The sequence below is a fragment of the Plantactinospora solaniradicis genome (assembly GCF_042658085.1).
Taxonomy (GTDB): domain Bacteria; phylum Actinomycetota; class Actinomycetes; order Mycobacteriales; family Micromonosporaceae; genus Plantactinospora; species Plantactinospora solaniradicis.
The window spans coordinates 100,519-113,698 of the sequence record NZ_JBHSPR010000018.1 but is presented as its reverse complement, the minus strand read 5'-3'; the positions used below and the strand labels follow the sequence as shown (position 1 = coordinate 113,698).

Sequence of the window (13,180 nt, the reverse complement as noted above, 5' to 3'; positions counted from 1 at the left end):
ATGGGATCCCGCGACGCAGTCCTCGCGCCGCTGCGGCACCAGCCCTTCCGTTATCTGGCGCTCGGCCGGGCCGCCACCATGCTCGGTAACTCGGTCGCACCGATCGCGCTCGCGTTCGCCGTACTCGATCTCACCGGCTCGGTGCGCGACCTCGGCCTGGTGGTCGGCGCACGGTCGCTGACCAACGTGCTGTTCCTGCTCTTCGGCGGCGTGCTGGCCGACCGGCTGCCCCGGCACGCCGTGATGGTGGTGTCCTGCACGCTCGCGGCGGCCACCCAGGGCGCGGTCGCGGCGCTCGTGCTCACCGGCACCGCGACGATCCCGGCGCTGATCGCGCTCAGCGCCGTCAACGGGGTGGTGACCGCCTTCGCCTGGCCAGCCGCCGCCGCGCTGGTGCCGCAGACCGTACCGGCCGAGCTGCTGCAATCGGCGAACGCGCTCAACCGGCTCGGCGTCAACGCGGCCATGATCGGCGGTGCCTCGCTCGGCGGCGTCCTGGTCGCCGGCGTGGGACCGGGCTGGGGCCTGCTCGTGGACGCCGCCACCTTCGCGCTGGCCGCGCTGGCCTTCGCCCGGGTACGGGTGACCCCGGTCGCCAACCGCGACACCAGCCGGCCCAACCCGTTCCGGGAACTGCGCGAGGGCTGGACCGAGTTCGTCGCCCGCTCCTGGGTCTGGGTGGTGGTCCTCGGCTTCCTCCTGATCAATTTCGCGTACGCCAGCTCGATCAACGTCCTCGGCCCGGCCGTCGCGGACGAGACGATCGGACGCCGGGCCTGGGGCCTGGTGCTCGCCGCCCAGACCGCCGGAATGGTGGCCGGGGCGTTGTTCGCGCTGCGCGTCCGGGTACGCCGGCTGCTCCTGCTCGGCGTGCTCTGCATGCTCGCCGACGTGCTGCTGCTGGTCGGGCTGGCCTGGACTCCCGGATTCGCCCTCCTGCTGGTCACCGGGTTCATCGCCGGTGCGGCGGTGGAGCAGTTCTCGATCGCCTGGGAAACGTCGATGCAGCAGAACATCCCGGCCGACAAGCTCGCCCGGGTCTACTCGTACGACGCGCTCGGTTCGTTCCTGGCGATCCCGCTCGGCCAGATCGCGATCGGGCCGGTGGCGTTGGCCCTCGGAACCGGACCGACCCTGTTGGTCGCCGCCGGGATAGTGCTGCTCGCGGTGCTCGGCATGCTGCTCGACCCCGGGGTACGCCGATTGTCGGCCCACCTGCCGACGCCCGACGCCGCTCCGACTCCGGATCTCCCGGCGGCCAGCGGGCTGACGGCGGCGGGTGCCGCCGGATCCACCGAACCGGCCGGCCCGGCCGGGAAGCTCTGAACTGGTCAGGTGTGGAGGCGTCCAACTTCCGGCGCTTCCCGACCCGGCACCTGCGTAGGCGCGGGAGGCAATCGTCGTACGGCCTGGCTAACCTGCGGCACATGGATGAGCTTGACTTCTACCGGCGTCACAGTCGACTGACCGACCCGGGCGCCAACGCGCACCTGCTCAGCGGTCTGTCGGCCGACGCCGCCGCGATGGCCAGGGTGATCGGCGGTGTGCTGATCCATCGTGACTGGACCTGGCGATTCGGCTTCACCCTTCCGGAGCAGCGTCGCGAGGAGGCGAACACCCGGTACGTCGAGGCGATCCTCGGCCACCTCGGCACGCTGGACGAGCGCCGGCCCGAGGATCGCTTCGCCGGCACCTGCCGGGATTTCACCGTCCTGCTCTGCGCGATGCTGCGCCAGGCCGGCGTACCGGCCCGAGCGCGAGCCGGGTTCGCCGGTTACTTCACCGACGGCTTCTTCGACGACCACTGGGTGGTGGAGGCCTGGGACGACGACCACGGTTGGCGTCTGGTCGACGCACAGGTCGCCAGCGCACCCGGGGGCACCTACACCGACGCCGATGTCGACCCGCTGGACGTGCCCCGTGACGGGTTCCTCGTCGGTGGCCAGGCGTGGCGGGAATGCCGGTCCGGTCGCCGGGACTCCGATCGGATCGGCGTCGCCGTCGCCGGCCTGACCGGCATGTGGGAGATCCAGGGCAACGTGGTGCGGGACCTGGCCAGCCTCAACCGCGTCGAGACACTCCCCTGGGACAACTGGGGCCTCATCCCCGTCCACTACGACGAATTGGAACCTACGGACCTCGACCTGCTCGACCGGGTCGCCGCGGTCAGCGCGGCCGGCGGCCCCCTTCGGCAGGCAACCGACGCCTACCGCGGCGACCCGCGCCTCCCCGTACCGGCCTCCCTCACCGGCGGCGGCCACCCCGAGCAGTAGCCCTCGACCCCGTTACCGGCCCCCCAGAGGCCGCCGATGCCCGAACCGGACCCGACGGAATCGGAACCACGGAAAAGGCCGATGTGGAGCGGCCTTAGGTACGGTCACTGTGGCCATTGAGTCGAGCGGCGGGACACACGCGATGAGTTTTCCAGGGCAACCGCCAGGGACCGGGACGATTCCACCCGTAGGGCACCATCCCGCACGACCCGCCGGGTCCGGCTCGGGGGGACGGGTGCTGCTCGGGCTCGCGCTGCTGCTGCCGGCGCTGATCGCGCTGATCTGGTCGTACGTCGTGCCGACCCTGTCCACGATGCTGATGAGTTTTCAGCACGACAGCCTCCTGAGCGGAGAGTCGGAGCCGGCCGGCGGCGAGAACTATCAGACGATCTTCGAGAATGGGCTGGTCGGACAGCTCGGCTTCACACTCCTGCTCGGCCTGTTGCCGCTGGCGTTCGCGCTGCTGGCCGCGCCGCTGCTCGCGTTCGTCGCCAACCAGGCGGGCCGGGTGCCCCGGCTGGTGACCCGGGGTGTGCTGGCCCTGCCGGTCGCCGGGTACGCCCCGGTCGCCGTGTTCCTCGGCTGGCGGGTACGGCTGGCCGAGTCGGACAAGCTGGCGGACGGCGCGCGGCTCGAGCTGGTCTGGGTGCTCGCGGCGACGTCGTTCGGGCTGGTCGTCGCGATCGCCGCGACGGCGTTCCTGAGCGCGCTGCGGCAGCGGGAACCGGGTCGCCGGCCCACGCCCGCCCTGCTGACCGTCGGCGGGTTCGTCGGCTTGGCCGTGCTCGCCCTGACGCTCCAGATCTTCACCGCGCCGGCGCTGCTCACCGGGGGCGGGCCGGAACGATCCACCATGACCGCGGTACTCGGCGTGACGCAGGTTAGCTTCTCCACCATGCGGCTGGGGGTGGGCGCCGCCGGCTCCGTGCTGCTGCTGCTCCTGCTCGGTCTGTTCGGGCTCGCCGCGACCGGGTTGCTGCTGGCCAGCCGTACCCGGATCGAGTTCGACGGCTGGCGCGACCGGCCCTCGGGGCCGCCGGGCACCACCGCGCCCGCCGCCGCTGTTCCCGCCGCTCCCGCCGCCGCTGTTCCCGCCGCGCCCGCTGCTCCCGACAGCCCGGCAGTGGCTGCCGGACCGGGGCGCGGCGTCTACCTCGGGGTGGTCATCGCCGCGCTGGTCGTCCTCCTCGGCATCTTCGGCTGGGCGTCCTCGCCCTGGCTCCAGCACGCCTTCGGCGGTACCGAACTTCCCCGCGAGATCAGCACCTCGGACGTACTCGTCAACACCTGGCTGCCGCCGTTCATCTCGGCGCTGGTCTCGGTCGGGCTGGCGGCGGTCGCCGGCTTCGGCATCGGCGCGCTGCGACCGCTCGGCCGGTGGAGCGAACTGCTCCTGGTCCCCTTCGCACCCTGGCTCTTCGTCGGCGTCGGCCCGCTGGCGGTCGTCGGCTTCAAGCGAGCGGCCGAGGGCGATCAGGTAAACACCTTCCTCGGCCTGATCCCGCCGATCTGGCTCTCCGTACCGGCGCTGTTCGTCTTCACCCTGCTGTTCCGGGGGCAGCATCCGAAGTGGCGGAGTGGCAGCGACATCGGCCGTGCCCTGCTGCTGCCCGCACTGCCGATGCTGGCCGCCGCGTTCCTGCTGACCTGGCTGTTCAATGCCCAGCAGCCGTTCTGGTCGCGGTTGATCGCGTCGGACGTCGACAACATGCCGGCGCCGGTCATCGCCGAGATGTCGATGGCCCAGCGATTCGACGTGGACGGCGGCATCCTGAGCCTGGTCCTGCCGTTGCCGCTGCTCATTGTCTTCCTGCTGGCGTTCGCCGCGCTCCAGATCGGTTACCTGGACCGCCTGGCCATCCGGGTCGGCGGCGGGGCGGTGGAGCCGGCCTCACAACCGTCCCCGCCGAACACCGGTTTCGGTGTCGCGGTACCCCCGCAGCCGTACGGCCCGCCACCCCAGGCGTACGGGCCGTCACCCTATGGTGCTCCGCCACACGCGTACGGCGCCCAACAGCCCTACGGTGCCCAGCCGTACGGTGCTCCGCCGCCGCAGGGATGGGTCGGCGCCGGCCCGGTGCCGCCGCAGCCTGGCCCGCACGGTGCATCTTCTGCACCAGCGGCACCAGCGGCACCACCACCGCCACCGACCGAGGTGCCGCCGTCACCGGCCGAACCGTCGCCGATCGAGAAGGCCGAGTAACCCTGGGGTTGGCTCGACAACTTCCTACGCCGGTCAGCAGTCGGAGGTCTGCCAATCGCCCGTGGCAAGATCTGCCAGGTGCAGATCGGGATACTTGGACCATTCGAGGCTCGCACGGACGACGGCGTCCTGGCCGACGTGCCGGGCGCCCGGTTGCGCGCGCTGTTGATCGCCCTCGCGCTCGAACCGGGTCGCGTGGTCCCGAAGGCGACGCTCGTCGACTGGATCTGGGGTGAGCGCCCGCCCTCCGATGCGACGAATGCCCTGCAACGCCTGGTTTCCCGGCTACGGAAGGCGCTGCCGGAAGGGTTGGTCGAGGGGCAGACGGACGGCTACCGGTTGACGGTGGAACCCGACGCTGTCGACGCCGTGCGGTTCGAACGCCTCATCACGGCGGGCCAGGTCCGGCATGACGATGATCCACGGCGGGTACGGCTGCTGCGCGAGGCCCTCGCGCTGTGGCGCGGTGCGGCCATGCAGGACGTGGGTTTGTCCGACAGTGCGGCGTTTGACGCGGCGATAACCCGGCTGGATGGATTGCGCCTGACTGCTCTGGAGGACCGGTTCGATGCGGAGGTCAGCCTCGGCCACGGTGTGGAGCTGGTCACGGAGCTGACCGATCTGGTGGCCGCCTATCCGGTGCGGGAACGGCTTGTCGCTGCGCTGATGCGTGCCCTCGTCGTGGCCGGTCGCGGCAGCGAGGCGCTGCTGGTGTACCAGCGCACGAGAGAAGCCCTGGCGGACGCGCTGGGCGTCGACCCCTCACCGGAGCTGTCCGGGCTGCACGTCGCGCTGCTGCGGGGCGAGTTGGGACGGGGGGAGGAAGACCGGAAGACCAACCTGCGTGCCGAGCTGACCAGCTTCGTCGGCAAGGACGCTGATGTCGCCGCGGTCGGCGAACTCGTCGCCGAACATCGGCTCGCCACTCTGATCGGGCCGGGCGGCTCGGGGAAGACCAGGCTGGCCACGGAGACCGCGCGTACGCTGCTCGGCGACCTGCCGGACGGGGCCTGGCTGGTGCAACTCGCGGACATCGGCGCGGACGGTGACGTGGCGCAGGCGACGCTCGCCGGGCTCGGCCTGCGGGATGCTCTGCTCGGCGAGGCACCGAACGCGGAGCCCACGGACCGGCTGATCGCCGCGATCCGCGACCGGGAAGCGCTGCTGATTCTGGACAACTGTGAGCACGTGATCGAGTCGGCGGCGGCGTTCGCCCATCGCGTGCTCGGGGAGTGCCGGCGGCTGCGGATCCTGGCGACGAGCAGGGAACCGCTCGGCATCACCGGTGAGGCGCTGTGGCTGGTCGAGCCGCTGGCGTTGCCGGAGGGAGACGCCGGCCCCGGGGAGATCGAGTCCTCGCCGGCCGTCCGGTTGCTGCGGGACCGGGCGGGCGCGGTGCGCAAGGATCTCGGGGTCGACGCCCGTACGTTGTCGACGATGGTGCGCATCTGCCGGGCGTTGGACGGGATGCCGCTGGCGATCGAACTGGCCGCGGCCAGGTTGCGCACCATGTCCCTCGATCAGCTCGCCCACCGGCTCGACGACCGGTTCCGTCTGCTGACCGGCGGTAGCCGTACCGCGTTGCCGCGACACAGGACACTGCGCGCGGTGGTCGACTGGAGCTGGGAGCTACTGACCGACGCCGAACGGATGGTCCTGCGCAGGCTCTCGGTGTTCTCGGGCGGGGCGAGTCTGGAAGCGGCCGAGCGGGTCTGCGTCGGCGACGCGGTCGAGCAGGAGCAGGTGCTCGAGTTGCTCACCGCGCTGGCCGAGAAATCGCTGCTTGTCGCCGAGGGCGACATCGCACCGCGCTACCGGATGCTCGGCACGATCAAGGAGTACGCCGGGCAGCGACTCGCGGAGGCGGGGGAGTCGGACCTGGCACGGCACGCGCATCTCGCCTACTTCACCGAACTCACCGAGACCGCGGAGCCGCGCCTTCGCCGCGCCGAGCAGTTGGAATGGCTCGCCACGCTCGGGGTCGAGCACGAGAACATCAGTTCTGCGATGCGTGGTGCGCTCGCTGCCGGTGAGGCGTACGCGGCGATGCGACTCGCGGCCGGCGCCGGCTGGTACTGGTGGCTCGCCGGGCACAAGGCCGAAGGCTTCGAGCTGATCACCGCGGCCACCGAGACGCCCGGTGAGGTGACCGACGAGATCCGGGCCACGGTGTACGGGCTTGTCGTGCAGTTCGTGAGTTCCGGGCGGAGCGACGAACACCAGGCGGCAGAGTGGATCCACAAGGCGCACCGGTTCGGCCGGCGCAGTCACAGCCGACACCCGGTGATCAGCTTCGCCGCCGCGCTGGAACGCATGCTCCAGGAGCCGGGCGCGTTCCTGCCCGCGTTCGAACAACTGTTGGACCACGAGGACCCCTGGGTACGCGCACTGGCCCGGCTACATCTCGGCAAGATGCGGATCATCCTCGGTCACCAGGGGCGGGATGCGGAGGCGTATCTCGAGATGGCGCTCGCCGAGTTCCGGGCACTCGGCGAACGGTTCGGGATCTGGTTCGCCCTCAGCGAGCTGGCGGACCGGATCGCCGTACGGGGTGAGTTCGCCAGTGCGTGCGAGTACTACGAACAGGCGGTCGTGGTCGTCACCGAACTCGGTGCCGTCGAGGATGTCATCCGGATGCGGTCCCGACAGGCGCGGCTTTACTGGCTGCTGGGGGATGAGGAGTCCAGTGCGGCGGCGATCGCCGAGGCCGGGCGGTGCGCGGAACGGGTCACCTGGCCGGATGCGCTGGCCGAGCTGGCGCTCTCGAAGGCGGAACTCGCTCGTTGGCGCGGCAACGCCGAGGAGGCGTACCAGCAGCTCCGCATCGCGACGACCGTGCTGGGCGACGAGGCGGAGGAGCTGAACATCCGCGCGGCAACACACGACCTGCTCGGCTACCTTGCCGACGATCTCGGCGAGGCCCGTACGCACCATGCGGCGGCCTTCCAGGCGGCCTCCGAGGCGGGGCACGCGCCCCTGATCGCGCAGGTACTCGTCGGCACCGCGGACCTGGCACTACGCGGCGACCAGTACGAGCAGGCCGCGCGGCTGCTCGCGGCGAGCGCCGGCGTGCGCGGCCTGCCGGATCGTTCCCACCCGGACGTGGCCCGGATCGAGCAGGCCGCGCGGCGCGGCCTCGGCGACACACGGTTCGCCGAGGCGGCTCGGGAAGGCACGCAGACGAACTGGCGTGAACTGGTCGCGGTCACACTCGCCGCCTGAACGTGTCAGCGTCCTGCGCGGTGGATGGTGATGTCGCCGTGCCGCGTGCGGGCGTGGACCGTGACCCTGCTGTCGGACGTGTCGGAGTTTTCCTGGGACGGTACGGAGTTGCGCACCGACCCCCGCTTGCTGTCGGCGTCCACCCTGGCGGCGGCGCCCTCGGCGATGCCGACCTCGATGTTTCCTGAGTTGTTCGACAGCTCCGCCTGGCCGCGTGTCAGCCGGCCGATCCGAATGGCGCCGTCGCCCGTTCTGGCGATGACGCCGCCGTCGGCGCGGTCGATGTCGAAACCGCCGCTGCCACTGCTGAGGTCGAGGTCGGCCGATGCGTGGCCGATCCAGATCTGTCCGCCCGAGCTCGACAGCTTGACGGTGTCCTTGACCTCGCTGATCCGCATTGCGAAGGCCGCACCGTCGATGTCGGCGCACTCGGCGATGTGGTCGATGGTGACCTCACCGGCCGCGATGTTCGCCTGTAGCGCGTTGATGCGATCGAGCTGGACGCGACCCGATGCCATGTGCAGCTCGCACTCGCCGAACGAGCCGTCAGCCTGGACATCCGAGTGCGCCAGGTACGAAACCAGGCTGGAGTCGGCGGGCAGGTCGATCGTGATGGCGACCGAACCGCTCTTGTCCCCGGGGGCGGTCGTCTTGACCGACAGATGACCACCGGCGAAGTCGACCTTGGTTTCGTTGGCCACCTTGACGTCCGACCGGCTCGCCTTGTCGATGGGTTCGACCAGCACCACGCTGTCGGCCCGGTCGCTCGCGGTGACCCGCACCCGAGCGCCGGCGACGACAACGGTGGCGACGATGGGCCCTGGCGTGGCGAATGTAGGCATGACAACTCTCCTCTTGTCTCATGCTTGATTCGTTGGTGGGGGGCTCGGCCGACCCAGCCTGTGCGGCATCTGTCCGCACGCCTGCGGCGCGCGCTCGTCGCTGGCTGGCGCGCGCCGCATCAACTCTTCGCTCGCGGCTTCGGGGTCGGCCCGATCACGGCTCTCGGAAGGCCGTCGTCCGGGAGGTCACGCCCGCTTCTTGAATGTGGACGATGCCCAGAGGTATCCGACGAGGGCGATGCCGAGGCACCAGGCGGTGGCGGTGATCGCGGTGCCGGTGTCGGGTGCGCCGTTGAGGAGTCCGCGTAGGGTTTCGATGATCGGGGTGAAGGGCTGGTACTCGGCGAACTGCCGCAGGCCCGGTCCCATCTTCTCCGCCGGTACGATCGCGCTGCTGAAGAACGGCAGCATGACCAGTGGTACGGCGGCCAGGCCGGCCGTTTCCGGTGATTTGGCCGCGAGTCCCAGGGCGACGGTGAGCCAGCCGGCCGCGACGCTGAGCAGGACGACGATGCCGGCCGCGCCGAGCCAGTCGACGGGGCTCGCCGAGGGGTTGAATCCCAGCAGGAACGCCACGCCGATGAGGGCTCCGATGGCGATGAGGTTGGTCAGGACGCTGGCGATGACGTGTCCGGTCAACACGGCGGCGCGGGAGACGTCCATGACCTTGAACCGGTTGATGATGCCCTTGGTCATGTCGGAGTTCACCGATGTTGCGGTGGCTCCGAGTCCGTAGCAGACGGCCAGCAGGATCAGTCCCGGTGTCGCGTAGTCGATGTAGTCGACACCGACGTTGAAGGCGTCTCCGAACATGTACACGAACATCAACATGATCACGATCGGCATCAGGACCGCGTTGAACACCGAGGTCGGGTTCCGGGTGATGTGTTTGATGTTGCGGCGCAGCATGACGGTCGAGTGGGATCTGGTGCTCATTTCGCGTCCACCTTCGTGGTGTGGCCGGTCAGGGCGAGGAAAACGTCGTCGAGGTCGGGCGTGTGGACGGAGAACTCCTCGGCGCTGAGTGAGTGGGTGTCGAGCCTGTCCAGCAGGGCGCGCAGCGATGTCGTGCCGCCGTCGCTGGGGACCCGGAGGGTGAGTGCCTCGTCGTCGCGGGTGGAGTCGGTGAACAGACCCGCGGCGGTGTCGAGTTCGGGGCCGGTGGTGAACCGGAGCCGGACGTGGGTGCCGGGGATCTGGCGTTTGAGGTCGTCGGGGGTGCCCTGGGCGACCAGGCGGCCCTGGTCGAGTACCGCGATCCGGTCGGCGAGCTGGTCGGCTTCCTCGAGGTACTGGGTGGTGAGGAAGATGGTCACGCCGTCGGCCACCAGCTCGCGGACGATTCCCCACATCGTGCGGCGGCTGCGGGGGTCCAGTCCCGTCGTCGGCTCGTCCAGGAAGATGATTCGTGGGCTGCCGACGAGCGTCATCGCGAGGTCGAGCTTGCGGCGCATCCCGCCGGAGTAGGTCGACACCAGCTTCTGCGCCGACTCCGCCAGCTCGAACCGTTCCAGCAGCTCCGTGACGATCCGCCTGCCCTCGCCGGAGCGCATCCGGTGGAGGTCCACCATCAGTTGCAGGTTCTCCTGCCCTGACAGCAGTTCGTCGACCGCCGCGAACTGACCGGTGACCCCGATCGCCGCGCGCACCGCCTTGGTCTCGGTCGCAATGTCGTGCCCGGCCACCCGTGCCGTCCCACCGTCGGCCTTCATCAACGTGGTCAGCACGTTCACCGTCGTCGTCTTGCCCGCCCCGTTCGGACCGAGCAGGGAGAAGACCGTACCCGCACGAACATCCAGATCGATGCCGTCGAGCACGACTTTGTCCCCGTATGCCTTCCGTAGCCCTGTTACCGCAATCGCCGAACTTGTCATGCGACCACTGTCGGCACCCGGCCTGACACGCCCCTGACACGGCTCTGACACGCCCTCTGACACGCCCACCGACACGGCGGGGCTGCGTCGCAGCTGCCAAGGGAACACAATGCGTACATGTCCTATCACGGTAAGCAGGTGCCTGATTACCTGCTAATCAAGATCGAGCAGCGGAACGACCCCGTGTCCGCGGTCTCCGAGGACGACGCCCGACACCGCTCGATCGCCTATCCGACGCTCATGTGGGGCGCCCCGATCTTCGGCTCGGCCGAGGAGGTGGACGGCCGGTGGCGGATCCTCCGGCTCGACGCCGATGCGCCGCAACATGCCCGGGACGGCCTCGCCTCCCACTTCCGAAGGCTGTTCAGCGAGACACCGCAGACCGCCGAGCACACGGCCGAGCGGGCGGAGTGCGAGGCGGCGTACGAGCTGCTCGACTGGGAGGCCGTCGACGAACTCACCGTCAACGGTCGCCGCTACCGGATCATCCGGGCCCAACCGTTCATCCGGATGGGCCCGGACGGACCCGAGCCGCCCCGGCCCACCGACCCGGACCCGTACCCGCCGGGGCAGGCCGATCGGACCACGTCGCAGATGGACGGGTTCGTCATCGACCCGACCGCGAGTACCGGGCTCACCGAAGGACTCGTCCGGATGGAGATGATCTCGGCGTCCTACCGGACGGATACCGTGCCCGAGGACGTACACGCCGACTCCCGCCGGGCGGTGACCACCCACCCGAACGTGGTGCTGCTCCCGGTCGGCTACACCATCGGGGCGTACGTCGACGGCGGCTGGCGGCCCCGGTCCGTTGCCACGTATCCGACGCCGCAAGCCGCCCGGGACGCGGGATCCTTCTCCATCGCCGACATCCTGCCGGACGAGAACACCCCGATCGAGGAGTTCATGGCGGCGTACGACCGCGCCCGCGCGGCGCACCGGCCTCCGCGTACCGACAACTTCGAGGTGCGCGGGGTGCCGTGCCGGGTGACCCGAGTCGAGACCTTCGTGCGGGTCGGCCCGGACGGCCCGGAGGGGCCGCGCCCCTCGGACCGGGATCCGGACCCACCGCCGGCCCGGCACGTTCAACAACTCCGCGCGCAGGGCCTGATGCCCGATCCGGACTGAACCGACCCGGGTGGGCGTACGCCGGACCACGCCGTGCGCCCACCTGTACGAAAACCACCTGTACGAAGACCGCTGTGCTCGAAGACCGCTGGGCCCGGTGCCCGACAGGTCGGCTCGGGGCGGGATGGTCAAGAATGGCGGGGTGAGCAGCATTCCCAACGTCCTCGCCAACCGCTACGCCTCGGCCGAACTCGCCGTGCTCTGGTCCCCGGAGGAGAAGATCCGGCTGGAACGGCGGCTGTGGCTGGCCGTACTCCGGGCACAGCGTGATCTTGGCGTGTCGGTGCCGGACGGGGTGGTCGAGGCGTACGAGCGGGTGGTCGACCAGGTCGACCTGGCCTCGATCGCGGCCCGGGAGCGGGTCACCCGGCACGACGTCAAGGCGCGGATCGAGGAGTTCAGCGCGCTGGCCGGGTACGAGCACGTGCACAAGGGGATGACCTCCCGGGACCTGACCGAGAACGTCGAGCAGTTGCAGATCCGCGCCTCGCTGGAGCTGATCCGGGACCGGGTGGTCGCGACCCTGGCCCGGTTGGCCCGGCTCGCGGTGGAGCACGCCGACCTGGTGATGACCGGACGTTCGCACAACGTCGCCGCCCAGGCGACCACGCTCGGCAAGCGGTTCGCCTCGGCCGCCGAGGAACTGCTGATCGGGTACGAGCGGCTGACCGACCTGATCGAGCGCTATCCGCTGCGTGGCATCAAGGGGCCGGTCGGCACCGCCGCCGACCAGCTCGACCTGCTCGACGGTGACGCCGAGCGGCTGGCCGAGCTGGAGCGCCGGGTCGCCGAGCATCTCGGCTTCCGGCGGGTGCTGGACAGCGTCGGCCAGGTCTACCCGCGCTCGCTGGACTTCGACGTCCTCTCGGCGCTCGCCCAGACGGCGGCGGCGCCGTCCTCGCTGGCCACCACGATCCGGCTGATGGTCGGCCAGGAACTGGCCACCGAGGGGTTCAAGCCGGGCCAGGTCGGCTCCAGCGCCATGCCGCACAAGATGAACACCCGGTCCAGCGAGCGGGTCAACGGGTTCGCGGTGATCATCCGGGGCTACCTGTCGATGGTCGGCGAGCTGGCCGGCGACCAGTGGAACGAGGGCGACGTCTCCTGCTCGGTGGTCCGCCGGGTCGCGCTGCCGGACGCCTTCTTCGCCGCCGACGGGCTGTTCCAGACCTTCCTCACCGTGCTCGACGAGTTCGGCGCGTACCCGGCGGTGATCGCCCGGGAGCTGGACCGCTACCTGCCGTTCCTGGCCACCACCAAGATCCTGGTCGCGGCGGTACGGCGCGGGGTCGGCCGGGAGACCGCACACGAGGTGATCAAGGAACATTCCGTCGCCGTGGCGCTGGGCATGCGGGAGAAGGGCGCCCCCGACAACGACCTCTTCGACCGGCTGGCCGCCGACGGCCGGCTCGGGCTGACCCGGGCCGAGATCGACGAGCTGGTCGCCGACCGGGCCGGCTTCACCGGGGCGGCGTCCGCGCAGGTCCGGGCCGTCGCCGAGCGGGTGGCCGAGGTGGTCGCCGCACACCCCGAGGCCGCCGCGTACGAGCCGGCGCCGATCCTCTGACCCTGCCTCCGACCCCCGGTCCCGTCCGACCTCGTCCGCCGCTGAGGTCCGCCTCTGAGGTCCGCCTCTGA

General features: G+C 70.5%; 9 protein-coding genes. 6 read left to right on the top strand and 3 right to left on the bottom strand.

Features of this window, described 5'->3' with window-relative positions; genetic code table 11:
- From ACFP2T_RS22230 to ACFP2T_RS22215, 4 genes are all read left to right on the top strand, one after another.
- The gene (locus ACFP2T_RS22230) at window positions 1–1,326 is read left to right on the top strand and encodes an MFS transporter (RefSeq protein ID WP_377424673.1); all 1,326 of its coding nucleotides are present in this window, start codon (window positions 1–3) and stop codon (window positions 1,324–1,326) included.
- 101 nt (window positions 1,327–1,427) lie between these two features.
- Complete coding sequence (locus ACFP2T_RS22225; protein WP_377424672.1) at window positions 1,428–2,273, top strand: transglutaminase-like domain-containing protein; 846 nt, start codon at window positions 1,428–1,430, stop codon at window positions 2,271–2,273.
- A gap of 235 nt (window positions 2,274–2,508) precedes the next feature.
- Window positions 2,509–4,476 (top strand): sugar ABC transporter permease, encoded by a 1,968-nt coding sequence (locus ACFP2T_RS22220; protein ID WP_377424671.1) that lies wholly within the window; start codon window positions 2,509–2,511, stop codon window positions 4,474–4,476.
- A gap of 78 nt (window positions 4,477–4,554) precedes the next feature.
- Window positions 4,555–7,698 (top strand): BTAD domain-containing putative transcriptional regulator, encoded by a 3,144-nt coding sequence (locus tag ACFP2T_RS22215; protein WP_377424669.1) that lies wholly within the window; start codon window positions 4,555–4,557, stop codon window positions 7,696–7,698.
- A 5-nt stretch (window positions 7,699–7,703) separates the two neighbouring features.
- Here the strand turns inward: ACFP2T_RS22215 and ACFP2T_RS22210 are convergent, their stop codons facing one another.
- The 3 genes from ACFP2T_RS22210 to ACFP2T_RS22200 all read right to left on the bottom strand — a co-directional run bounded on the left by ACFP2T_RS22210 (window position 7,704) and on the right by ACFP2T_RS22200 (window position 10,414).
- The gene (locus ACFP2T_RS22210; protein ID WP_377424667.1) at window positions 7,704–8,540 is read right to left on the bottom strand and encodes a DUF4097 family beta strand repeat-containing protein; all 837 of its coding nucleotides are present in this window, start codon (window positions 8,538–8,540) and stop codon (window positions 7,704–7,706) included.
- A 186-nt stretch (window positions 8,541–8,726) separates the two neighbouring features.
- Window positions 8,727–9,476 carry an ABC transporter permease gene (locus ACFP2T_RS22205; RefSeq protein ID WP_377424665.1) on the bottom strand — a complete coding sequence of 250 codons (750 nt, stop codon included), beginning with the start codon at window positions 9,474–9,476 and terminating at the stop codon, window positions 8,727–8,729.
- A complete protein-coding gene (locus ACFP2T_RS22200; protein ID WP_377424664.1) occupies window positions 9,473–10,414 on the bottom strand; it encodes an ATP-binding cassette domain-containing protein in 942 nt (313 codons plus the stop codon). Before ACFP2T_RS22200 ends, ACFP2T_RS22205 begins: the two co-directional genes overlap by 4 nt.
- Window positions 10,415–10,531: 117 nt before the next feature.
- Here ACFP2T_RS22200 and ACFP2T_RS22195 point away from each other — a divergent pair, with 117 nt between their 5' ends.
- Window positions 10,532–11,542: a DUF5954 family protein gene (locus tag ACFP2T_RS22195; protein ID WP_377424662.1), complete on the top strand. Its 1,011-nt coding sequence runs from the start codon at window positions 10,532–10,534 to the stop codon at window positions 11,540–11,542.
- 142 nt (window positions 11,543–11,684) lie between these two features.
- Entirely contained in the window at window positions 11,685–13,109 is a 1,425-nt protein-coding gene (purB, locus tag ACFP2T_RS22190; RefSeq protein WP_377424661.1) for an adenylosuccinate lyase, read from the top strand.
- Window positions 13,110–13,180: the final 71 nt, after the last annotated feature.